Here is a 22,620-nt window from a genome sequence, read left to right as displayed (position 1 = left end):
TAATAGGCCGAGGGCTTGTCTTACACTCATTCAACAAGACCTACAAAGAGGTCTAGTGCCCTGTATCTGCAGCGTATGTTCGCGTCCACGAACCAGTCACACAACACATCACATACACATGTGAATAATGGCTTGGATCCACACCCGCCCGCTTGTGGTGGTGGTGTGGGTTCGCAAGAGTTACGGCGGCCATAGCGAAAGGGAAACACCCGGTCCCATCCCGAACCCGGAAGTTTCAGCGCCGATGGTACTGCAACCGAGAGGTTGTGGGAGAGTAGGACGCCGCCGGACAATTCTTAGTGCTTGTGGGGTCACCTGTTACCGGGTGGCCCCACAAGACATTTCAGGACCTCTCAGCCGTTGGACCGCACCGGCAGCACGGCCCACTGATCGTCCCCAGGGCCATCACGACGGTCACCTGTCCACACCTGCGTGGTGCGGCGCGGTGCGCGTGCCTTGAACGCGCCACGGTGGTGCCGGAGGTGATGGGTGATGGCACGCAGCAAGGAAGCGGTCCCTGCAGGGGACGACGTGGCGCCGGTCAACGAGGTCCGTCTCGTGGGCCGTGTGTCGGGCGAGGCGGTGGTGCGCGAGCTCCCGAGTGGCGATCCCGTCTGCTCGGTGCGCCTGGTGGTGGATCGTGCGGGCAGTGTGACGGGCTCGAAGCAGAAGGTCGACACGTTCGACTGCAGCGCCTGGTCGGCGCGGACCCGCCGGACGGTGTCGCGCTGGTCGCCCGGCGACGTCGTGGAGGTCCGCGGCGCTGTGCGCCGCCGGTTCTTCCGTCAGGGCGCGGCCGCCTCGTCGCGGGTCGAGATCGAGGTCGCCGAGGCCCGACTCATCCGTCGAGCAGCGAGTGCATGAGCACCCCGGGGCTCGGCTTGGGCTGGAAGGACGTGGCCTTCTCGGGGAGCAGCCGGTCGTCGGCGGCGACAGCGACCACGTGGTCCACGTCGGGCGCGGGCAGGAGCACGGCCACGGCCTTGCCGGGCCGAGCGGCCGCGGCCGCCTTCTCGGCCGTGTGGTGGTAGTCCACGGAGCGCGGACTGCGCGGCAGCGACGGCAGGACGGCCTCGTGCAGGAGCTCGACCGCCGAGCGGCCGGAGCCGGTCGGGAGGGTCAGGGCGCTCCAGTGCTCGCCGTCGGTGGCCACGAGGTGGTCGGGGCCGAGGTGGTCGAGGGCGGCGGCGCGGCGTACGCGCTCGCCGGCGCCACCGATGCTGGTGACGGCGCGGGTCAGCTCCGGCAGGGAGACGCCCTGGACGACACGGTGGATGGCACCGAGGTGGAGCGGGGTGTCGGTCTGGTCGACGAGCATGACGAGGCCGTGGTCGGCGGCGCCGCCCGGGTCGCGCGCCTGGAGGCGGAGGTAGGCGGCGTAGCGGTGGTGCCCGTCGGCGATGAGGACGCGACTGGGGGCCACCTCGCGCTGGACCGCCGCGATCTCGTCGGGGTCGGTCACGGCCCACAGCCGGTGCTCCTGCCCGACGCGGTCCCGGAAGGCGTGGGTGGGGCGCCGGGCCACCTGGCTCCGCGTCAGGGAGCGCAGGGTCTCGGAGGCGCGGTGGACCAGGAGGATGGGCGCCGGGTGGAGGCGGATCTCGGCCAGCTTGTCGGCCAGGTCGTCGGCCTGGGCGGGGCGGACGCCCTCGTGGGGGAGCACGGCGCGCTCCGCGGGGAGGACGGCGCGACGCGAGAGGTCGAGCACGCCCACGACGCCGCGGACGGTGAGGCCGGCGGCGGTGTACTCGTGGACGTAGAGCGCAGGCACCCGGTCGCGCGCGACCTGTCCGTGCTCCTCCCAGCGCGCCAGCCGGTCGAGCACCTTGCGCTGGGAGCGGCCGAAGGTGCGCGCGGTCGCGGGATCGCCCACCCGCAGGGGCGCCATCCGCAGGGCCCGGAAGGGCCCCAGGTGGAGGGGTCCGGCGACGTACGGCGGGGTGACCGTGCCGGAGCGCTCCATCTGCGCATCGTAGGGGGCGGGCCTGCCGGTCCAGGGACCACCGGGCAGGCTGGGCCCACCGGCCCGCGCGGGGCCGGTGGCGACCGCCGGCCGGGGCCGGCCACGACCGAGGGGTGCACCATGCTGCGTGGGACCGATCGAGCTCTCTGCGACCATCACGACCTGGCCATGCTCGATCTCGACGGCGTGGTCTACATCGGTGGGGAGGCGGTGCCCGGGGCGGCCGAGGCGATCGCAGCCGCTCGCGAGCGGGACCAGCGCATCGCCTTCATCACCAACAACGCCTCACGGACACCCGAGACCGTGGCCGCTCACCTGACCGAGCTCGGTGTGGACGCCGCGCGCGAGGACGTGGTCACGTCGGCCCAGGCCGCCGCGCGCGTGCTCGTGGACCGGCTGGGCACGGGAGCGCGGGTCGCGGCCCTGGGAGCCGACGGGCTGCTGGAGGCGCTGCGCGAGGAGGGCCTGGAGCCCGTCGGCATCGACGACGAGGCCGACGCGCTCGCCACGGGCTACGGCCCCGACGTGCTCTGGCGCGACATCATGCGGGCCGCGGTGCGGGTGCGCGACGGGCTGTGGTGGGTGGCCAGCAACACCGACATGAGCATCCCGACGGCCTACGGCACGGCGCCCGGGCACGGGGTGCTGGTCGAGACGCTCAGCCGGTTCGCCGGGGTCGACCCGGTGGTCGCGGGCAAGCCCGCCCGCCCGCTGCTGGACGAGACCGTGCGCCGGGTGGGGGGCGCCACGCCGCTGATGGTGGGGGACCGGCTCGACACCGACATCGAGGGCGCGGTCGGCGTCGACATGCCCGCACTGCTCGTGATGACCGGTGTGACCGGCCTCGCCGAGCTCGTGGCGGCACGGCCCCGGGAGCGACCGACCTACCTCGCGGCGGACCTCTCCGGGTTGCTGCAGGCCCATCCGGAGCCCACCCGGAACGACGCAACGGTGGAGTGCGGCGGCTGGACGGCGCAGGTCGACGGCGCCGCCGACCTGGTGGTGGAGGGCGACGGGTCGCCGGACGACTGGTGGCGCGTGGTCGCCACCGCCGCGTGGGAACACCTCGACGCGGGCGGAGAACCCGTGGGCGTCGACCGGCTGCGGGCCCCGGGCGCGGAGCGACGGTAGCCTCGCGCCATGAGCCACACCCCCGGGGCCGGCGCCCCCCTGAGCGAGGAGCACGCCCCGACCGGGGTGGCCGGTGTCGACGAGGTCGTCGAGGCCGTCACCCGGCTCGACGGGCGACCCGTCGCCGAGCACGTCGCGGTGTTTGGGGACGCCCACGACCGCTTGCGCCGAGCGCTGGACGACGTGGACGGGCTGCTCGGCCCGGACCCGGCCGCAGGTGCGCACGGCGCCGCGCGCGACGTGCCGGTCACGGCGGAGCGACCGGGGCCCGGGGTCTGGTCGCCGGGTCGGGCAGGTGCGCCCGGTCCGCGGCCCGGCGCGACCGGCGTACCCCGTCCGGGGCTGGGGGCCTCGCCCCGGTCCGACGGCGGGGCGTGACGCCGTGCCCCCTCGTCGACTGCGCCTCGATGCGGAGCTCGTGCGTCGCGGCCACGCCCGCTCGCGCGAGCACGCCAGCGAGCTCATCGCCGCCGGTCGTGTGAAGGTCTCGGGCGCGCTCGCCCGCAAACCGGCCACCGGCGTCACCACCGACGTGGCCATCGTGGTCGCGGAGGCCTCCGACGACCGACCGGACTACGTCTCGCGCGGCGGCCACAAGCTGGCGGGCGCCCTGGACGACCTCGCGCCGCTCGGCCTCGACGTGGCGGGCCGGCGCTGCCTGGACGCGGGGGCCTCCACCGGGGGCTTCACCGACGTGCTGCTGCGCCGCGGCGCGGCCCAGGTGCTCGCCGTCGACGTCGGCTACGGCCAGCTCGCCTGGCCCCTGCGCCAGGACGAGAGGGTCGTCGTGCACGACCGCACCAACATCCGCGAGCTCGACCTGCCGCTGGTCGGGGACCCGGTGGACGTCGTGGTGGGCGACCTGTCGTTCATCTCCCTCGAGCTGGTGCTCGACGCGCTGCTGCGGGTGACCCGGCCCGACGGCGACCTGGCCCTGATGGTGAAGCCGCAGTTCGAGGTGGGCAAGGAGCGGGTGGGCAAGGGCGGGGTCGTGCGCGACCCGGAGCTGCGCGCCGAGGCGGTGCAGTCGGTCGCCGCCGCGGCGGCCGCGCGCGGCTGGGGGGCCCGGGCCGTGACGACCAGCCAGCTGCCGGGACCCTCGGGCAACGTGGAGTTCTTCCTCTGGCTGCGCCACGGCCCGGCCACGGTCGACGAGGACGCGATCCACACCGTCGTCACCACCGCGGCGCCGCTGGGGGTGGCGGGTGAGAGGGTGGAGCCATGAGTGACTCCCCGAGCGCCGACCCGGCGGTGCGCCGTGTGCTCATGCTGACCCACACCGGGCGCGAGGAGGCCCGCGAGGTCGCCCTGGAGTTCTGCAAGGCCCTCACCAGCAACGGGATCGTCGTGCGCCTGCTCGCCGGCGAGGCCGACGACCTGGGCCTCACCGCCGACGAGCACCCGGGCCACCCGGGCCACCTCGAGATCACCGACCTGCACCGCGACCCCAGCGCCGGGTGCGAGCTGGCCCTCGTCATCGGGGGCGACGGCACGATCCTGCGGGCCGCCGAGATCACCCACGCCAGCCAGACCCCCGTGCTGGGGGTCAACCTGGGCCACGTGGGCTTCCTCGCCGAGGCCGAGCACGACGACGTCGAGTCGACGATCGCGGCCATCGTCGACCGGCGCTACTCCTCCGAGGACCGGATGACCCTCGACGTCGTGGTCTACGTCGACGGCGAGGTCGTCACCCGCACCTACGCCGTCAACGAGGCCAGCGTCGAGAAGGCCTCGCGTGAGCGGATGCTCGAGGTGGTCGCCGAGGTCGACGGGCGCCCGCTGTCGCGGTGGGGGTGCGACGGCGTCGTCTGCGCGACCCCGACCGGGTCCACGGCCTACAACTTCAGCGCCGGCGGACCGATCGTCTGGCCGGGCGTCGAGGCCCTGCTCATGGTGCCCATCAGTGCTCACGCCCTCTTCGCCCGCCCGATGGTCGTGGCCCCCACGTCGGTGCTGGCCGTCGAGGTGCTGGCGCGCACCGGCGTCTCGGGCGTGCTGTGGTGCGACGGGCGACGAGCCGTCGAGCTGCCGCCCGGCGCGCGGGTCGAGGTGCGGCGGGGCGAGCGGCCGATGCGCCTCGTGCGCCTGCACGAGGCGCCCTTCACCGACCGTCTCGTGGCCAAGTTCGGGCTGCCCGTCGAGGGCTGGCGCGGCGCCGCGGAGAGGCGACGCAAGGGAGACGACCGTGCTTGAGGAGATCCGGATCAGCTCCCTGGGCGTCATCGACTCCTCCACGCTCGAGCTCGGCCCCGGCCTGACCGTCATCACCGGTGAGACCGGAGCGGGCAAGACCATGATCGTCACCGCCCTGGGCCTGCTGCTGGGCGGGCGCAGCGACAGCGGCGCCGTGCGCACGGGTGCCCGCTCGGCCCGGATCGAGGGGCTGGTGAGGGTCGACGGCCTGAGCGGCTTCGCGTCGTCGGTGGAGGACGCCGGTGGCGAGGTCGAGGACGGCCACGTCGTGCTGGCCCGCAACGTCTCGGCCGAGGGCCGCTCGCGGGCCTTCGTGGGCGGCGCCTCGGTGCCCGTCTCGACGCTGGCGTCGGTCAGCGAGCCCCTCGTCGCCGTGCACGGCCAGTCCGACCAGCACCGCCTGCTGCAGCCGAGGGCCCAGCGCGACGCGCTCGACCGCTTCGGCGGAGACGCCGTGGCCGGTGCCGCGGCGGCGTACACGGCGTGCTTCGAGCGGCTGCGGGCCGTGGAGACGGAGCTCGTCGAGGTCGTCACCAGCGCCCGGGAGCGGGCGCGCGAGGCCGACCTGCTCCGCTTCGGGCTCGGGGAGGTCGAGGCCGTCTCGCCCGAGGTGGGCGAGGACGTCGCGCTGGCCGCCGAGGAGACCCGGCTGGGCTTCTCCGACACCCTGCGGACCGCCGCCGAGCAGGCCCGGGAGGCGCTCTCGAGCGAGGACGGCGCGCCCGACGCGCTCGCGACGACCACGGCCGCCCGCTCGGCGCTGGAGTCGGTGCGCGCCCACGACCCGGAGGCCGCCGGACTGGCCGACCGGCTCGGCGAGATCTCCTACCTGCTCTCCGACCTGGCCGCCGACGTGGCCTCCTACGCCACCCGGGTCGAGGTCGACCCCGCACGGCTGGCCGCGGTCTCCGAGAGACGCGCCGCGCTGACCGCGCTGACCCGCAAGTACGGCGAGACCATCGACGAGGTGCTGGCCTGGGCCGAGACGTCAGCGCGCCGGCTGCTGGACCTCGACGGCACCGACGAGCGCGTCGAGCAGCTGCGCCAGGAGCGCGCGGAGCTGCGCGAGGAGCTGGCCGACCTCGGACTGCGGCTCTCGCAGCTGCGCGGCGAGGCCGCCACACGGCTGGCCGAGGCGGTCACCGGCGAGCTGGGCATGCTGGCCATGCCGCACGCGCGGGTCGTCGTCGAGGTCAGGCAGCACGCCGTGGAGGCCCCGGCCGAGACCGGTGACCCTGCCCGGGTCGGCACGCCGCTGCGGGTCGGGAAGCGCTGGCTGCGCTACGCCCCGTCGGGCCTCGACGAGGTCGACCTGCTGCTCGCGGCCAACACCGGCTCGGAGCCGCGCCCGCTGCACAAGGGTGCCTCGGGCGGCGAGCTCTCGCGGGTGATGCTCGCCCTCGAGGTCGCGCTGGCCGGCACCAGCCCCGTGCCGACGTTCGTCTTCGACGAGGTCGACGCAGGCGTCGGCGGCACGGCCGCCGTGGAGGTCGGGCGGCGCCTGGCCCGCCTGGCCCGCGACGCCCAGGTCCTCGTGGTGACCCACCTGCCGCAGGTCGCGGCGTACGCCGACCGCCACGTGGTCGTCAGCAAGTCCAACGACGGCACCGTCACCAGCTCGGGGCTCGCGGTGCTCGACGACACCCAGCGCGAGCGCGAGCTCTCGCGCATGATGGCCGGACTCACCGGCTCGGACACCGCGCTGGCGCACGCCCGCGAGCTCCTCGAGGTGGCCGGCCCGGCTCGCGCGCTGCCCGTCGGCTGAGGCCCGACCGCGATCCCGGGTCGCCGTGGGGTCGTCGTCGGGTCGCAAGGTCCTGAACGGGACCGACGACCGGGTCGCGACCGGGGACGCGAGCTGGCCGCGAAGGGCCCGTGACCGTGGCCGGGCCTCGCGCCCGGCGTGACGGCGGTGTGGTGACGGCGGTGTGGTGTCGGCGTGTGGTGCCTGCGGGTGGTGGCACCGAGCCGCGACCGACCGACCGGCGCGACCGACCGGCGCGAGCGACCGGCGCGAGCGACCGGCGCGACCGACCGGCGCGAGCGACCGGCGCGACGGACCGGCGCGACGGACCGGCCCGGCGGACCGGCGCGACCGAGCGGCCCGGCGCGTCCGGCGGGCCCGTCGACGGGCGGCGGCGCGGGTCGGGACAGGCACGGGCGGGTCGACGCGCCCGGCGCGTCGAGGTGCCCGGGACGGTGCCGGGCGGATGTCAGCATGGGGCGGTCATGAGGCTCCCCGAAAGACTGCGTCCCGCCCCCGAGACCACCGGCCTCGTCGGCCCTCTGAGGCTCGAGGCCCGCACCAGCGACCTCCTGCCGCGGCTGCGGTCGGGGGACGTGGCCGTGCTCGACCACAGCGACCTCGACCGCGCCACGGCGCGACGCCTCGTGGGAGCGGGAGTGTCGGCGGTCGTGAACGTCTCGCCCTTCGTCTCGGGGCGCTTCCCCGCCCAGGGGCCGCTGGTGCTGGCCGAGGCCGGCATCGTGCTCGTCGACGGTCTCGGTGCCGCGGGTCGCTCGCGACTGCGCGACGGTGCGCGCGTGGTGGTCGAGGACGGCGTGCTCCACCTCGACAGCGGGGAGCAGGTGCCCGGTCGCAGCGTCGACCTCGGCGTGCTGCGCGAGGACCTCGACGCCGCGCGCAGCGGACTGGCGACCCAGCTCGAGACCATCAGCCACCACGGCACCGAGCTGCTGCGGCGCGAGGAGCCCCTCCTGCTGCACCGCGAGGGCCTCCCACGTCTGGCCACCGCGGTGCGGGGGCGCACCGTGGTCCTCGTGGCCGCCGGCGCGCGGCACCGCGAGCAGCTGGCGCAGCTGCGGCCGTTCCTGCGCGAGCAGGAGCCGGTGGTCGTGGCCGCCGCCGACCTCGCCGACAGCGTGGTCGCCGCCGGTCTGCACGTCGACGTCGTGGTGGTCGACCTGCGCCACGACCGGCCGACGCTGCCCTCTGCGCGCACGCTGCGCGCCGCCGGCGACGTGGTGCTCGTGGGCGACCTCGGCCGCAGCGACGTCGCCGACTCCCTCGACCGCCTCGGCATCCGGCCCTCGCGGCTGGCCACCTCCCTCGACGCCGCCGACGCCGCGCTGCTGACCGTCGACGCCCACGACCCGGCCCTCGTCGTCGGTGTCGGGCTGGCGGGTGGTCTCACCGACCTGCTCGACCGGACCCGCTCGAGCGCGGCCGGGAGCCACCTGGTGCGCCTCGCCCTGGGCGCGCGGCTCGTCGACGCCGACGCGGTGCCCCGGCTCTACTCCGGGCGCGTGCGTCCGGTCCACCTGCTACTGGTGATGCTGGCCGGTCTGCTCGCCCTCGCCGCCGCCGTGGCCGTCACTCCCGTGGGCCAGTCCTGGGCCGACCAGGGCGCGGACGCCCTCGCCGACCTCGGCCGCACCCTCTCCGACCTGTTGCAAGGACTCCTCCCGTGATCTCGTACCGCCACCACGTCGTCTCGCTCGTCGCCGTCTTCCTCGCCCTGGCCGTCGGGGTCGTGCTCGGTGGGGGTCCGCTCAGTGAGCTCGGCCGAGAGCGGGACACCGCCACCGCCCGTCAGGCCTCGGCCGAGACCGGGCCGATCGCCCAGGCCGGCTACGGCGAGGCCTTCGCCAGCGCGACGGCGGCGCGGCTCTACGACGACGCGCTCGCCGACCGTCCCGTGGCGCTGCTGGCGCTGCCGGGCGCCGACGAGGACACGCTCACCGCGCTCTCCGAGCAGGTGCAGGTCGCCGGCGGCGAGGTCGCCGCGCGCTACGAGCTCCAGGCCCGGCTGACCGACCCGACGTCGAGCACCCTGGTGGACAGCCTCGGCACGCAGGTGCTCGAGCAGCTCGGCGACGCACCGGCGGCCCGGGGCGTCGACCCCGACGCGCCGGCGTACGTGAGGCTGGGACAGCTGACGGGGCTGGCCGTGGGCAGCTCCTCCGAGGCCGGTGGCGAGGTGACCGACGCCGGCCGCACCGTGCGCGACAGCCTCAGCGAGGCCGGCCTGGTGACCTCGCCGGAGCCCGACGCCGCCCTGGCGCCGCTGCTCGTCGTGGTGCTCGGCGACGACCAGCAGGTCGACCCCGACGTGCTCCAGGACCTGCTGAGCGGGCTCTCCGCGACGACGCAGGGCGTCGTGCTCGCCGGGCCGACGTCGTCGGGGGCCGACGGGGTGCTGGCGACGCTGCGCGAGGACGGCGGCGTCGAGGGCGTCCCGAGCGTGGACGGGGTCGAGACCGCGCCGGGACAGGTCACCACCCTGCTCGCCCTGCTCCGCGCGCCGTCGGGGGCCGGGGGCGACTTCGGGGTCGCCGGAGCCGACGGGGCCGTGCCGGTCGACTGACGTCGGGGCGGCGGTCGTCGTCCTGACGTCGCTGTGCTGGACGGCTGGGTCGGGTGGTTTCGAGACGGTCGCTGGCGCTCCCTCCTCAACCACCGTGCTGGGGCGTGGTCGCGAACCTGGACCTGGACCGGGTTCGGGTCGGGTGGTGTCGAGACGGTCGCTGGCGCTGCCTCCTCAACCACCGTGCTGGGGCGTGGTCGTCGACCATGCCGGACTGGACTGGACTGGACTGGACTGGACCGGGTTCGGGTCGGGTGGTGTGGAGACGGTCGCTGGCTCCGCCTCCTCGGCCGGCGTCGGTGTCTCGTCGGTCACCGTGCGGGTGCGTGTCGCGGCGGGTTGTCACGGGGCGGGCCGACCTGACGTAGGGTGGAGTTCCGTGAGGAACCCAGGGCCGACCAAGCACGTATTCGTCACCGGAGGCGTCGCCTCCTCGCTCGGCAAGGGGCTCACGGCGTCCAGCCTGGGCCGGTTGCTGCGCTCGCGGGGGCTGCGGGTGACGATGCAGAAGCTCGACCCGTACCTCAACGTCGACCCGGGGACGATGAACCCCTTCCAGCACGGCGAGGTCTTCGTGACCAACGACGGCGCCGAGACCGACCTCGACATCGGCCACTACGAGCGCTTCCTCGACACCGACCTCGGCCAGATCGCCAACGTCACCACCGGCCAGGTCTACTCCAGCGTCATCGCCAAGGAGCGCCGCGGCGACTACCTCGGCGACACGGTGCAGGTGATCCCGCACATCACCAACGAGATCAAGGAGCGCGTGCTCGCCATGGGCGGCGAGGACGTCGACGTCGTCATCACCGAGGTCGGTGGCACGGTCGGCGACATCGAGTCGCTGCCCTTCCTCGAGGCCGCGCGCCAGGTGCGCCACGACATCGGGCGTGGCAACTGCTTCTTCCTGCACGTCTCGCTGGTGCCCTACATCGGCCCGTCGGGGGAGCTGAAGACCAAGCCCACCCAGCACTCCGTGGCCGCGCTGCGCCAGGTCGGCATCCAGCCCGACGCCGTCGTGTGCCGCGCCGACCGCGAGCTGCCGGCCTCGATCAAGAAGAAGATCTCGCTGATGTGCGACGTCGACGAGGAGGCCGTGGTCACCGCGGCCGACGCCCCGTCGATCTACGACATCCCGAAGGTGCTGCACCGTGAGGGCCTCGACGCCTACGTCGTGCGACGTCTCGACCTGCCCTTCCGCGACGTCGACTGGACGCTGTGGGACGACCTGCTGCGCCGCGTGCACCACCCCAAGGAGGAGGTGACCATCGGCCTGGTCGGCAAGTACATCGACCTTCCCGACGCCTACCTCTCGGTGGCCGAGGCGCTGCGCGCCGGTGGCTTCGCCCACGAGGCCAAGGTCAACCTGCGCTGGATCCCCTCCGACGACTGCGCCACCCCGGCGGGCGCCGCGCGGAACCTGCAGGACCTCGACGCCGTCTGCGTGCCCGGCGGCTTCGGCATCCGCGGCCTCGAGGGCAAGCTCGGCGCCCTCACCTACGCCCGCACCCACGGCCTGCCCACCCTCGGGCTGTGCCTGGGCCTGCAGTGCATGGTGATCGAGTACTCCCGCACCGTCCTGGGCCTCGAGCAGGCCGGCTCCACGGAGTTCGACCCCGAGACCCCCGAGCCGGTCATCGCGACGATGGCCGAGCAGAAGGAGTACGTGGAGGGGGCCGGCGACCTCGGCGGCACGATGCGCCTCGGGCTCTACCCCGCGGCGCTCAAGGACGGCACCGTCGTGCGCGCCGCCTACGGCGAGGCGCTGGTGCACGAGCGGCACCGCCACCGCTACGAGGTCAACAACGCCTACCGCGCCCGGCTCGAGGAGGCCGGCCTGGTCTTCTCCGGCACGGCCCCCGACGACAGCCTCGTGGAGTTCGTCGAGCTGCCCCGCGAGGTGCACCCCTACTACGTCTCCACCCAGGCCCACCCCGAGCTGCGCTCGCGCCCGACCCGGCCGCACCCGCTCTTCGCGGGCCTGGTCGGCGCGGCCATCGAGCGGCAGAAGGAGCTGCGGTTCCCGATCGACGCCGAGCTCGTGCGCCGCGACGCCGCGGAGGCCTGAGGTGGGCGCGGTGGACGACGGCGCGGAGACGCAGCCCGCGCTGCGCGACGAGCCGGCCTCCTGGCCGGTCCGCTCGAGCGGCGACCTGCACCGCGACGGCTGGGTCGTGGCCCTGCGCGAGGACCGCATCCAGCGCCCCGGCCACCCCGAGGAGGAGCCCTTCCGCCGCGTGGTGCTCGAGCACCCCGGCGCCGCGGTCATCCTGGCCGTCGACGACGAGGAGCGGGTGCTGTGCCTGTGGCAGTACCGCCACGCGGCGCAGACCCGGTTCGTGGAGCTCCCCGCCGGGCTGCTCGACGTCGACGGCGAGGAGCCGGTCGACGTCGCGCGCCGCGAGCTGGTCGAGGAGGCCGGCTACGAGGCGCAGGAGTGGACCCACCTGGTGTCGACGTACTCCTCGCCGGGGATCTCCGAGGAGCTGGCCCACATCTACCTCGCGCGGGGTCTGCGCGAGGTGGGGCGCGGCGACTTCGTGCCGGCCCACGAGGAGGCCGAGATGGAGACGGGCTGGGTGGCCTTCGACGACATGGTCGAGGCGGTGCTCGACGGCCGCCTGCGCGACGCGCCCGTCGTGATCGCGGTGCTCGCCGCGCACGCCAGGGGCCTGGCGGGATCGGCGCGCGCGTCCCGATAGTGTCGCTCGCACCCCACAGCGTCGTGGGGCCCCGTGATGACAGGAGTGTCAGGTGAAGGTCGGCGTCCCGAAGGAAGTCAAGAACCACGAGTACCGGGTGGCCCTGACGCCGCTGGGTGTCCACGAGCTGGTGGCCCACGGCCACGAGGTCGTCGTGGAGACCGGCGCCGGCGTCGGCTCCCAGATCAGCGACGACGACTACGCCGCCGCCGGCGCCACGCTGCTGCCCGACGCCGACGCCGTGTGGGGCGAGGCCGAGATGGTGCTGAAGGTCAAGGAGCCCGTGGCCGAGGAGTACCACCGCATGCGGGAGGGCCAGCTCCTCTTCACCTACCTCCACCTGGCCGCCGACCCGACGCTGACCGCCGAGCTGATGAGGCGCAAGGTCACCGCGATCGCCTACGAGACCGTGCAGCTGCCCTCCGGGGGGCTCCCGCTGCTCTACCCGATGTCGGAGGTCGCCGGCTGCCTGGCCCCGCAGGTCGGCGCCCACGCGCTGCTCAAGGCCCAGGGCGGTCGCGGGGTGCTCCTCGGCGGCGTCGGCGGCGTCGCCAACGCCAAGGTCGTCGTCATCGGCGCGGGTGTCTCGGGGCAGAACGCCGCCAACATCGCCCTCGGCATGGGCGCCGACGTCACCCTGCTCGACACCGACCTCGACAAGCTGCGCATGTCCTTCTGGCGCTACGACAACCGCGTGCACGGCCTGGCCTCCTCCAAGCTGGCCATCGAGCAGCACGTCACCCAGGCCGACATGGTCATCGGGGCCGTGCTCATCCCCGGCGCCAAGGCCCCCAAGCTGGTCTCCAACGAGCTGGTCGCGGCCATGAAGCCCGGCTCGGTGCTCGTCGACATCGCCGTCGACCAGGGCGGCTGCTTCGAGGACACCCGCCCCACGACCCACGCGGACCCGACCTACGCCGTGCACGACTCGGTCTTCTACTGCGTGGCGAACATGCCCGGCGCCGTGCCGACCACCTCGACCTACGCGCTCACCAACGCCACCATGCCCTACGCCGTGGCGCTGGCCGGCAAGGGCTGGCTGCAGGCCTGCCGCGACGACCGCAGCCTGGCGCTGGGGCTCAACACCCACGCCGGGCAGCTCACCAACGCCCCCGTGGGCGAGGCCGTCGGCGTCGACGCGGTCTCCCTCGACAGCGTGCTGGCCTGACCCGGGTGCCGACGCTCGCGCAGGAGCCCGCGACGGTGGGTGACGGGGGAGGCACCGGGGACGTGACGGGCCCCCGCGTCGCCGTGCGCACCTACCTCGACCACCTCTCGGTCGAGCGCGGCCTGGCGACCAACACCCTGTCGTCCTACCGCCGCGACCTGCGCCGCTACCTCGCCCACCTCGCGGCCCGTGGGGTCTCGAGCCTCGACGAGGTGACCGAGGCGGTGGTCTCGGACTTCCTCGTCGCGCTGCGCGAGGGCGACGCCGAGCACCCGCCGCTGAGCGCGACGTCGGCGGCCCGCACGGTGGTGGCCGTGCGCGGCTTCCACCGCTTCGCCGTGGCCGACGGCCTCGCCCAGGCCGACCCGGCGGCCGGGGTCAAGCCGCCGGCCCCGGCCAAGCGGCTGCCCAAGGCGCTGCCCCTGTCGGACGTGGAGGCGATCCTGGAGGCCGCAGGCGCCCCCGGCACCGCGCTCGCGCTGCGCGACCGGGCGCTGCTGGAGGTGCTCTACGGCACCGGTGCGCGGATCTCGGAGGCCGTGGGGCTCGACGTCGACGACCTCGACCGCAGCGGCGCCGCCGAGCCCGGGCTGGCTGCCGTGCCGGGCACGGTGCTGCTGCGCGGCAAGGGCGGCAAGGAGCGGATCGTGCCGGTCGGCTCCTACGCCCTGGAGGCGGTGGAGGCCTACCTCGTGCGTGGTCGCCCGGAGCTGGTCGCGGCCGCGACGGGCACGGGCCCGGCTGGAGCGCTCTTCGTCAACGCCCGCGGGGGCCGGCTCTCGCGGCAGTCGGCCTGGGCCGTGCTGGCCAAGGCCGCCGACCGGGCCGGCGTGACCCGCGACGTCTCCCCGCACACGCTGCGCCACTCCTTCGCCACCCACCTGCTCGACGGGGGCGCCGACGTCCGCGTCGTGCAGGAGCTCCTGGGCCACGCCTCCGTGACCACCACCCAGGTCTACACGCTGGTGACGGTGGACAACCTGCGCGAGGTCTTCGCCACCTCCCACCCGCGAGCGCGCGGATGAGCGCCGCCGAGGGCGGCGCGGCCGCCGCCTGGCCGCCGCGCGTGGGCGCCGGCGACGACGAGGTCTACGACGCCGTCGTGGCCTGGGCCGCGGGCACCGGGGTCTCGCTCTACCCCCACCAGGACGAGGCCGTCATCGAGCTGCTGGGAGGCAGCAACGTCGTGCTGGCCACCCCCACCGGGTCGGGCAAGTCGCTCGTGGCGGTGGCCGCTCACGCCGCGGCGCTGGCCCGCGACGAGGTGTCCTTCTACACCGCGCCCATCAAGGCGTTGGTGAGCGAGAAGTTCTTCGCGCTCTGCCAGGTCTTCGGGGCCGACAACGTCGGCATGCTCACCGGCGACGCCTCGGTCAACGCCGACGCCCCGATCATCTGCTGCACCGCCGAGGTGCTGGCCAACCTCGCGCTGCGGGAGGGGGCGGGCGCCGACGTCGGCCTGGTCGTGATGGACGAGTTCCACTTCTACGCCGAGCCCGACCGCGGCTGGGCCTGGCAGGTGCCGCTGATCGAGCTGACCGACGTGCAGTTCCTGCTGATGTCGGCGACCCTCGGCGACGTCACGGACCTCGCCGCCGACCTCACCCGGCGCACCGGGCGCGAGACCGCCGTGGTCGACGACGCCGAGCGGCCCGTGCCGCTGGACTTCACCTGGTCGCTCACCCCGCTGCTCGAGCAGCTCGAGGAGCTGGTCACCACCGGCCAGGCCCCCGTCTACGTCGTGCACTTCACCCAGGCCGCCGCGGTCGAGCAGGCCACCGCGCTGCTCAACGCGAAGTGGGTGCCCAAGCCGGCCGACGAGCTGGCCGAGCGGCTCGCGGGCTTCCGCTTCGGCGCCGGCTTCGGCAAGACGCTCTCCAAGCTGCTGCGCCGCGGCATCGGCGTGCACCACGCCGGCATGCTGCCCCGCTACCGACGCGTGGTCGAGCAGCTGGCCCAGGCCGGTCTGCTCTCGGTCATCTGCGGCACCGACACCCTCGGCGTCGGCATCAACGTGCCGATCCGCACGGTGCTCTTCACCGGGCTCGCGAAGTTCGACGGCAACCGACAGCGGGTGCTGCGCAGCCGCGAGTTCCTCCAGATCGCCGGGAGGGCCGGCCGCGCCGGCTACGACACCCGCGGCTACGTGGTCGTGCAGGCCCCCGAGCACACCATCGAGAACGAGAAGGCCAAGCGCAAGGCCGAGGCCAAGAACGCCGCGATGAGCGCGGAGAAGCAGGCCAAGCGCAAGAGCAAGGCCCAGCTGCGCAAGCCCCCCGAGGGCTCGGTGGTGTGGACCGAGCAGACCTTCGACAAGCTCGTCGAGGGCACCCCCGAGCAGCTGGTCTCGCGCATGCGGGTCGACAACTCGATGATCATCAACGTCCTGGCCCGTGACGAGGACGCCTTCGCGGTGCTGCGGCGGCTGCTCACCGACAACCACGAGGACCGCCGCAACCGCGTGCGCCTGGCGCGCCGCGCGCTGCGGCTGACCCGCAGCCTGGTGCAGTCGGGCACCGTGACCCGGCTCGAGGAGCCCGACGAGCTCGGCCGGCGCTACGTGCTCACCGTCGACCTGCCCGACGACTTCGCCCTCAACCAGCCGCTGGCGCACTTCGCGCTGGCCGCCTTCGAGGTGCTCGACCCCGAGGCCGACGACCACACCCTCGACCTCGTCTCGGTCGTCGAGGCCGTGCTCGAGGCGCCCCGGCAGATCCTGCTCGCCCAGCAGTGGGCCGCGCGCGGCGAGGCCGTCGCCGAGCTGAAGGCCGACGGCGTGGAGTACGACGAGCGGATGGCGCTGCTCGACGAGATCACGTGGCCCCAGCCCCTCGCGGAGCTGTTGGGCACGACGTACGAGATCTATCGGCAGAGCCACCCGTGGCTCTCCGAGGACGCGCTGGCGCCGAAGTCCATCGTGCGCGAGATGTACGAGCAGGGGATGGGCTTCACCGACTTCGTCGGCCGCTACCAGCTCGCCCGCTCCGAGGGCCTGGTGCTGCGCTACCTCACCGACGCCTACCGCACGCTGCGCGTGACCGTGCCCGAGCGCCACCGCACCCCCGAGCTCGACGACCTCGCCGAGTGGCTGGGCGAGACGATCCGCCAGACCGACTCCTCGCTGCTCGACGAGTGGGAGGCGATGACCGACCCCGAGGCCGTCGCCCGGCGCGCGGCGGAGCTCGCCGGCTCCGGCCCGCCCGCCTCGCCACGCCCGATCTCCAAGCAGGGCCGGGCCTTCGCCGTCATGGTGCGCAACGCGATGTGGCGCCGGGTGGAGCTCGTGGCGCGCGACGACCTCGACGGCCTGATGGCCCTCGAGCGGGCCGCGGCCGACCGCACCGACCCGCCCCGCGCGGTCGTGGTCACCCGCTCGGTGTGGGACGCCGCGATCGAGGACTACTACGCCGAGCACGACCGGGTCGAGCTGGGGCCCGACGCGCGCGGGCCCGCGCTGCTGCAGGTGGAGGAGACGGTCGGCGTGCCCGCCGGGGTCGACGGCGACGGGGACGGGGGCACTGCGCGGCTGCTGCTGGTGCGCCAGACCGTGCACGACCCCGAGGGGCACCACGACTGGGTCGTGGAGGCCACCGCCGACCTCGACGCCTCCGACGAGATCGGCGAGCTGGTGCTGGCCACCACCGCCTTCCGGCGGCTGGGGGGCTGAGGCCGGGCCGCTGGGCGAGTGGTGGTTTCGAGACGCTCGCTGGCGCTCGCTCCTCAACCACCGGGGGTGGGCTCGCTGCTCGAGCCCCGGGGTGGTGGGTGGTTTCGAGACGCTCGCCGGCGCTCGCTCCTCAACCACCGGGCGTGGGCTCACTGCTCGAGCCCCGGGGTGGTGGGTGGTTTCGAGACGCTCGCCGGCGCTCGCTCCTCGACCACCGGGGTGGCTCGCTGCTCGAGCACCGGCTCGTGAATGCGGTTGCGGTGGGGTGGCGGGGGCTGTGAGCCTGGGCGCCCCCGCCCCCGCCCCCACACACACACACCGAGGAGCCGCCCGTGCGCTCGCTGGTCTACCTGGTCGCCACCTCCCTCGACGGCTTCATCGCCGGACCCGGCGGCGACACCTCCGTGCTCGAGGAGGACCTGGAGTCGGCCGCCGCCGCGCTCGCGGCCTACCCCGACACCTGCCCCGCCCACCTGCGCGAGGTCTTCGGCATCAGCGGCCCGCCGGTGCGCTTCGACACCGTCGTCATGGGCGCGGCCACCCACCGCCCGGCGCTCGCGGCCGGGCTGACCAGCGCCTACCCGCACCTCACGCAGTACGTCGCGACCCACGCCGACCTGCCCGAGGACCCGACCCAGCACCGGTGGGAGGGCGACCTCGCGGCCCGCGTCAGGGAGCTCAAGGCCGCGCCGGGGGGCGACATCTGGCTGTGCGGGGGCGGCGACCTCGCCGGGCAGCTCGTCGAGGAGATCGACGAGGTCCACCTCAAGGTGCACCCGGTGCTCCTCGGCGAGGGCGTGCCCGTGGTCCGCGGAGCGGGTCTGCGCCGGTTCACGCACGTCTCCAGCAGCACCCTCGCGGGCGGGGTCGTGCTGTCGGTCTACACCGCTCGCGCCTCGGGGGCGTGAGCCCGGTCGCGGCCTAGGCTGGGGCCATGAGCGAGCAGGCGCGGACGTCGGGGGTCACGGTCAGGCACGAGCCGGGCGAGTCGCGCTGGGCGGCGTACGACGGGCCCGAGCTGGCCGGTGTCGCGGTCTACGAGCTCGGCGACGACCCGGCCCGGGTGGTCTTCACCCACACGGTCGTGCGCGACGGCTTCGAGGGCCGCGGCGTCGGCTCGGCGCTGGCCCGCGCGGCGCTGGACGAGGTGCGCGCGGCGGGGGAGCGCCGCGTGGAGCCGCAGTGCCCCTTCATCGCCGGCTGGATCGGCAAGCACCCCGACTACGCCGACCTGGTGGTCTGAGGCCGCTCGGACCGCACCGGCTCCTCCACAGGTTCGTCCCCAGGTGGGGAGGTGCCTGTGCAGAACCCCGGGACCTCCTCCACAATCCGTGCACAGATCGGGGCACCGGGCTGGGGAGGACGGCCACCGGGTTGTCGCCGGGGGTGGGCGGACCTAGGCTCGCGCGGACGTCGACCGACATGTCGTCGTGTCGACACGGAGGCAGGATCCCGGTGCGGCGCCCCGGTGGCGCCGACGTGGGGATCCCGAGCGAGGAGCGCCCGATGAGCGATGGTGGAATGGTCCCCGGACCCGGGGGCAGCAGCGCCCACGAGATGCCGCCCCGGTTCCGCACGCCGACCCCCACCCTCGGAGAAGAGCAGCAGTTGACCGAGCCCCTCCCGTTCGAGCGCCCGCCCTCGGCGCGGCCGGCCACCCCGGCGGTCTCCGCGAAGGCGACCGCCGTCGGCGACCTCGGCCCCACCGGCCGCCCGATGCCGCTGATCCCCGAGCCCGGCCCCGTGGCCGAGCACGGGCGCGCGCGCGTGGTGTCGATGTGCAACCAGAAGGGCGGCGTGGGCAAGACCACCACGACGATCAACCTCGGTGCGTCGCTGGCGGAGTTCGGTCGCAAGGTGCTGCTCGTCGACTTCGACCCGCAGGGCTCGCTGTCGGTCGGGCTGGGGCTCAATCCCCACGAGATGGACATGACGGTCTACAACCTGCTGATGGAGCGCGACGTCACCCTCGAGGACGTCGTCGTGCCCTCCGGGGTGCCCGGCATGGACCTGCTGCCCTCCAACATCGACCTCTCCGCCGCCGAGGTGCAGCTGGTGCAGGAGGTCGCGCGCGAGCAGACCCTGCAGCGGGTGCTCGCGCCCGCGCTGGAGCGCTACGACGTCATCATCATCGACTGCCAGCCCTCGCTGGGGCTGCTCACCGTCAACGCGCTGACCGCCTCCGACGGGGTCATCGTGCCGCTGGAGTGCGAGTACTTCGCGCTGCGCGGCGTGGCGCTGCTCAAGACCACCATCGACAAGGTGCGCGAGCGGCTCAACCCGCGCCTGGAGATCGACGGCGTGCTCGGCACCATGTTCGACGGGCGCACCCTGCACAGCCGCGAGGTCATGGAGCGACTGGTGCAGGCCTGGGGCGACACCGTCTTCCACACCGTGATCCGGCGCACCGTGAAGTTCTCCGACGCCACCGTCGCCGGCGAGCCCATCACGTCCTACGCCTCGGCCTCCGCGGGCGCCGACTCCTACCGCACGCTGGCCAAGGAGGTGCTGGCCCGGTGGCTCGCCGGGTGAGCCTCCCCTCGGCCGACGACCTCTTCCGCCCGACGGCCGACCCGACCCCGCCGCAGACCGGCGACCACGCTTCGCCCGCCTCCCCGGAAGCACCCGACGGGGCGCCCGGCGCCCCCGGCGACGACCGGGGCGCCGGATCCGCCGGCGAGCCCGCCGATCCCGCTGATCCCGCCGCGGCCCCACGCGCGCGGCGCGGGGCGGCCAAGCCGAGCGGCCGGGTGCGCCACGACGAGAAGATGACGGTCTACATCACCTCCGAGGAGTTGCTGGCCATCGAGCACGCGCGCCTCGCGCTGCGCAGCGGCCACGGGCTGGCCGTGGACCGCGGCCGGCTCGTGCGGGAGGCGGTCGCGATGGTGCTGGCCGACTTCGAGGCCGACGGCGAGGACAGCGCGCTCGTGCGGCGGCTGACCCGGGAGTGACCACGGTCGGGACCGTGGCCGGTGACGTGGCTGGTGACAGGGCTGGTGACGTGGCCGGCGAGGGGGCCGGCCCTGCCGGCTCGGACGCCTTCGAGGTCAGGCTGGTCAACTTCGAGGGACCCTTCGACCTGCTGCTGAGCCTGATCTCCAAGCACAAGCTGGACGTGACCGAGGTCAGCCTCTCGCAGGTGACCGACGAGTTCATCGCCCACGTCAAGGCCCTGCGCGACCGTCCCGTGCCCGGCGGCGGTCCTCGCGACGCGGTGGGCGACCTCGAGCGGACCACGTCGTTCCTCCTGGTGGCCTCCACCCTGCTCGACCTCAAGGCGGCCCGGCTGCTGCCCCAGGGAGACGTCGAGGACGAGGAGGACCTGGCGCTGCTCGAGGCCCGCGACCTGCTCTTCGCCCGGCTGCTGCAGTACAAGGCGTTCAAGCAGGTCGCCGGGGTGCTCGAGCGTCGCCTGGCCGGGGAGTCGCTGCGCCACCCCCGCGCGGTCGGGCTGGAGGAGCGCTTCGCCACGCTGCTCCCCGAGGTGCTGATCGGGATCGGCCTCGAGCAGTTCGCCGCGCTGGCGGCGCGCGCCCTGGAGCCCAAGCCGCTGCCGGAGGTCTCGCTCCAGCACATCCACGCCACCACCGTGTCGGTGCGCGAGCAGGCGGCCGTGGTCGCCGAGCGGCTGCGCCGCGCCGGCACGCTCACCTTCCGCGCCCTGTGCGGCGACGCCCCCGACACCCTCACCACCGTGGCACGCTTCCTGTCGCTGCTCGAGCTCTTCCGCGAGGGCGTGGTGTCCTTCGACCAGATCGACCCGCTCGGGGAGCTGAGCGTGCGCTGGACCGGCGACGAGGACACCGACGTCGAGGACCTGGTCACCGACGAGTTCGACGGCGCTCCGCCCGACCCCGAGCCCGAGCCCCAGCCCGACCCCCAGCCCGACCCCGCGACGACGCAGGAGCAGCCGTGAGCGAGCATGACACCGGCCCCGCAGGTGCGGAGGCGACCTCGACGGGCCCGCAGGGTGACGGCGTACCCGTCGTGGCGCTGCGGCCCTCGCTCGAGGCCGTGCTGATGGTGGCCGACCAGCCCCTCGACGCCGTCTCGCTGGCCACGGCGGTGCGACACCCCGTGGCCGACGTCGTGGCGGCGCTGCAGCTGCTGGCCGAGGAGTACGCCGAGCAGGGCCGCGGCTTCGAGCTGCGCCACGTGGCCGGTGGCTGGCGCTACTACACCCGCGAGGAGCACGCCGCGGTGGTGGAGGCCTTTGTGCTCGAGGGGCAGTCGGCGCGGCTGACCCAGGCCGCGCTCGAGACGCTCGCGGTCGTGGCCTACAAGCAGCCCGTCTCGCGGGCCCGCGTCTCGGCGGTGCGCGGCGTCAACGTCGACGGGGTGATGCGCACCCTGCTCGCGCGCGGTCTGGTCGAGGAGGCCGGCAACGACGCCGAGACCGGCGCCCACCTCTACCGCACCACCACGTACTTCCTGGAGCGCATCGGGGTGACCTCGCTCGACGAGCTGCCCGAGCTCGCGCCCTACCTCCCTGACATGGACGACCTCGAGGACGACCTCGAGGGCGTGGCCGCCGCGGCCGCGCCACGGACCGGACCGGGCACCGAGCCCGACGGTGGAACGGAGCCCACGTGACCAGCGACCAGACCGGCGACCAGACCGGCGAGCAGACCGGCGACCGGCAGGGCAGCGGCCCGCAGGTGCAGACCGACGACGACGGCCAGATCCGGCTGCAGAAGCTGCTGGCCCAATCGGGCGTCGCCTCGCGACGCAAGTGCGAGGAGCTGATGCTCGAGGGCCACGTGGTCGTCGACGGCGAGGTGGTGACCCGGCTCGGCACGAAGGTCGACCCGCGCACCGCGGTGATCCGCGTCGACGGCAAGCGGCTGCCACCGATCAGCCCCCACGTCTACCTGGTGCTGAACAAGCCGCGCGGCGTCGTCTCGACGATGTCGGACCCCGAGGGGCGGCGCACGCTCTCCGACGTCGTGGCCGACCGTCCCGAGCGGCTCTTCCACGTCGGTCGCCTCGACACCGACACCTCCGGGCTGCTCATGCTCACCAACGACGGCGACTTCGCCCAGCGGATGGCCCACCCGTCCTACGAGGTCGACAAGACCTACGTCGCCGAGGTGGAGGGCGAGGTCTACCAGCGCACCCTCAAGCAGCTGCTCGCGGGCGTCGAGCTCGACGACGGCCCGGTCACCGTCTCGCGGGCCCGCGTGGTCAGCGGCGGGCACGGGCGCAACTCCCCGGGTCGCAGCATCGTCGAGCTGGTCATCCACGAGGGCCGCAACCGCATCGTGCGGCGCCTGCTCGACCACGTCGGCCACCCCGTGACCCGGCTGACCCGCACCGCCATCGGGCCGGTCGAGCTGGGCCGACTGGCCCCGGGGGAGCTGCGCGACCTCACCACCGACGAGCTCGGGGTGCTGCTCGACGCGTCCCAGCTCTAAGGCCGGGCACCGGGCCGGCGCCCGGCGCTCGCTAGCCTGAGGCCGGCCGAG

General features: G+C 74.3%; 21 protein-coding genes and 1 rRNA gene. 21 read left to right on the top strand and 1 reads right to left on the bottom strand.

The window, feature by feature from the left end; genetic code table 11:
- Positions 1–181: 181 nt before the first annotated feature.
- Together rrf and ASF50_RS09280 are read left to right on the top strand one after the other, a co-directional pair.
- Positions 182–291 (top strand): 5S ribosomal RNA (gene rrf, locus ASF50_RS09285).
- Positions 292–492: 201 nt separating this feature from the next.
- Complete coding sequence (locus ASF50_RS09280; RefSeq protein WP_056904134.1) at positions 493–864, top strand: single-stranded DNA-binding protein; 372 nt, start codon at positions 493–495, stop codon at positions 862–864.
- On the opposite strand, the gene ASF50_RS09275 is transcribed toward ASF50_RS09280, so the two are convergent.
- A complete protein-coding gene (locus ASF50_RS09275) occupies positions 839–1,963 on the bottom strand; it encodes a DUF1015 family protein (protein WP_056904133.1) in 1,125 nt (374 codons plus the stop codon). The two genes, ASF50_RS09280 and ASF50_RS09275, sit on opposite strands and share 26 nt — an antisense overlap.
- Before the next feature lie 168 nt (positions 1,964–2,131).
- Between ASF50_RS09275 and ASF50_RS09270 the strand changes: the two genes are divergently transcribed.
- From ASF50_RS09270 to ASF50_RS09180, 19 genes are all read left to right on the top strand, one after another.
- The gene (locus tag ASF50_RS09270) at positions 2,132–3,094 is read left to right on the top strand and encodes an HAD-IIA family hydrolase (RefSeq protein ID WP_156718182.1); all 963 of its coding nucleotides are present in this window, start codon (positions 2,132–2,134) and stop codon (positions 3,092–3,094) included.
- Positions 3,095–3,103: 9 nt separating this feature from the next.
- A complete protein-coding gene (locus tag ASF50_RS09265) occupies positions 3,104–3,472 on the top strand; it encodes a hypothetical protein (RefSeq protein WP_056904131.1) in 369 nt (122 codons plus the stop codon).
- 4 nt (positions 3,473–3,476) lie between these two features.
- Positions 3,477–4,319 carry a TlyA family RNA methyltransferase gene (locus ASF50_RS09260; RefSeq protein ID WP_056904130.1) on the top strand — a complete coding sequence of 281 codons (843 nt, stop codon included), beginning with the start codon at positions 3,477–3,479 and terminating at the stop codon, positions 4,317–4,319.
- Positions 4,316–5,287, top strand: a complete 972-nt coding sequence (locus tag ASF50_RS09255) for an NAD kinase (RefSeq protein WP_056864525.1) — start codon at positions 4,316–4,318, stop codon at positions 5,285–5,287. The genes ASF50_RS09260 and ASF50_RS09255 overlap by 4 nt, the downstream gene beginning before the upstream one ends.
- Positions 5,280–7,052: a DNA repair protein RecN gene (recN, locus tag ASF50_RS09250; protein ID WP_056904129.1), complete on the top strand. Its 1,773-nt coding sequence runs from the start codon at positions 5,280–5,282 to the stop codon at positions 7,050–7,052. Before ASF50_RS09255 ends, recN begins: the two co-directional genes overlap by 8 nt.
- Positions 7,053–7,516: 464 nt before the next feature.
- Positions 7,517–8,719, top strand: coding sequence for a putative cytokinetic ring protein SteA (steA, locus tag ASF50_RS09245; RefSeq protein WP_056864523.1), 1,203 nt, complete (start codon positions 7,517–7,519; stop codon positions 8,717–8,719).
- A complete protein-coding gene (locus tag ASF50_RS09240; RefSeq protein ID WP_056904128.1) occupies positions 8,716–9,615 on the top strand; it encodes a copper transporter in 900 nt (299 codons plus the stop codon). Before steA ends, ASF50_RS09240 begins: the two co-directional genes overlap by 4 nt.
- A gap of 379 nt (positions 9,616–9,994) precedes the next feature.
- On the top strand, positions 9,995–11,683 hold the full coding sequence (locus ASF50_RS09235; protein WP_056864521.1) for a CTP synthase: 1,689 nt from the start codon (positions 9,995–9,997) through the stop codon (positions 11,681–11,683).
- Positions 11,684–11,693: 10 nt separating this feature from the next.
- Positions 11,694–12,317 (top strand): NUDIX domain-containing protein, encoded by a 624-nt coding sequence (locus ASF50_RS09230; protein WP_056864716.1) that lies wholly within the window; start codon positions 11,694–11,696, stop codon positions 12,315–12,317.
- A 52-nt stretch (positions 12,318–12,369) separates the two neighbouring features.
- Positions 12,370–13,485, top strand: coding sequence for an alanine dehydrogenase (ald, locus tag ASF50_RS09225; RefSeq protein WP_056864520.1), 1,116 nt, complete (start codon positions 12,370–12,372; stop codon positions 13,483–13,485).
- Positions 13,486–13,547: 62 nt separating this feature from the next.
- Positions 13,548–14,510, top strand: coding sequence for a site-specific tyrosine recombinase XerD (locus tag ASF50_RS09220; RefSeq protein WP_227488426.1), 963 nt, complete (start codon positions 13,548–13,550; stop codon positions 14,508–14,510).
- On the top strand, positions 14,507–17,152 hold the full coding sequence (locus tag ASF50_RS09215; protein WP_056904126.1) for a DEAD/DEAH box helicase: 2,646 nt from the start codon (positions 14,507–14,509) through the stop codon (positions 17,150–17,152). Before ASF50_RS09220 ends, ASF50_RS09215 begins: the two co-directional genes overlap by 4 nt.
- 332 nt (positions 17,153–17,484) lie before the next feature.
- The gene (locus ASF50_RS09210; RefSeq protein ID WP_056904125.1) at positions 17,485–18,060 is read left to right on the top strand and encodes a dihydrofolate reductase family protein; all 576 of its coding nucleotides are present in this window, start codon (positions 17,485–17,487) and stop codon (positions 18,058–18,060) included.
- Positions 18,061–18,086: 26 nt separating this feature from the next.
- Positions 18,087–18,395 (top strand): GNAT family N-acetyltransferase, encoded by a 309-nt coding sequence (locus tag ASF50_RS09205; protein ID WP_056864516.1) that lies wholly within the window; start codon positions 18,087–18,089, stop codon positions 18,393–18,395.
- 314 nt (positions 18,396–18,709) lie between these two features.
- Entirely contained in the window at positions 18,710–19,684 is a 975-nt protein-coding gene (locus ASF50_RS09200; RefSeq protein WP_156697927.1) for a ParA family protein, read from the top strand.
- The gene (locus ASF50_RS09195; RefSeq protein ID WP_056864515.1) at positions 19,669–20,106 is read left to right on the top strand and encodes a hypothetical protein; all 438 of its coding nucleotides are present in this window, start codon (positions 19,669–19,671) and stop codon (positions 20,104–20,106) included. Before ASF50_RS09200 ends, ASF50_RS09195 begins: the two co-directional genes overlap by 16 nt.
- Positions 20,107–20,156: 50 nt before the next feature.
- Complete coding sequence (locus ASF50_RS09190) at positions 20,157–21,071, top strand: segregation and condensation protein A (protein WP_056904328.1); 915 nt, start codon at positions 20,157–20,159, stop codon at positions 21,069–21,071.
- Positions 21,068–21,748: an SMC-Scp complex subunit ScpB gene (gene scpB / locus ASF50_RS09185; protein ID WP_082502946.1), complete on the top strand. Its 681-nt coding sequence runs from the start codon at positions 21,068–21,070 to the stop codon at positions 21,746–21,748. Before ASF50_RS09190 ends, scpB begins: the two co-directional genes overlap by 4 nt.
- A 65-nt stretch (positions 21,749–21,813) precedes the next feature.
- Positions 21,814–22,569: a pseudouridine synthase gene (locus ASF50_RS09180; RefSeq protein WP_056904326.1), complete on the top strand. Its 756-nt coding sequence runs from the start codon at positions 21,814–21,816 to the stop codon at positions 22,567–22,569.
- The last annotated feature ends 51 nt before the right edge of the window (positions 22,570–22,620 follow it).

The sequence above is a fragment of the Nocardioides sp. Leaf307 genome, assembly GCF_001423135.1.
GTDB classification, from domain to species: domain Bacteria; phylum Actinomycetota; class Actinomycetes; order Propionibacteriales; family Nocardioidaceae; genus Nocardioides; species Nocardioides kribbensis.
This window is presented reverse-complemented; position numbering and strand designations above follow the sequence as displayed.

Coding starts and splice junctions, on each gene's coding strand:
- ASF50_RS09280 (WP_056904134.1), top strand. CDS start 493: ATGGCACGCAGCAAGGAAGCGGTCCCTGCAGGGGACGACGTGGCGCCG.
- ASF50_RS09275 (WP_056904133.1), bottom strand. CDS start 1,963: ATGGAGCGCTCCGGCACGGTCACCCCGCCGTACGTCGCCGGACCCCTC.
- ASF50_RS09270 (WP_156718182.1), top strand. CDS start 2,132: ATGCTCGATCTCGACGGCGTGGTCTACATCGGTGGGGAGGCGGTGCCC.
- ASF50_RS09265 (WP_056904131.1), top strand. CDS start 3,104: ATGAGCCACACCCCCGGGGCCGGCGCCCCCCTGAGCGAGGAGCACGCC.
- ASF50_RS09255 (WP_056864525.1), top strand. CDS start 4,316: ATGAGTGACTCCCCGAGCGCCGACCCGGCGGTGCGCCGTGTGCTCATG.
- steA (WP_056864523.1), top strand. CDS start 7,517: ATGAGGCTCCCCGAAAGACTGCGTCCCGCCCCCGAGACCACCGGCCTC.
- ASF50_RS09215 (WP_056904126.1), top strand. CDS start 14,507: ATGAGCGCCGCCGAGGGCGGCGCGGCCGCCGCCTGGCCGCCGCGCGTG.
- ASF50_RS09205 (WP_056864516.1), top strand. CDS start 18,087: ATGAGCGAGCAGGCGCGGACGTCGGGGGTCACGGTCAGGCACGAGCCG.
- ASF50_RS09200 (WP_156697927.1), top strand. CDS start 18,710: ATGCCGCCCCGGTTCCGCACGCCGACCCCCACCCTCGGAGAAGAGCAG.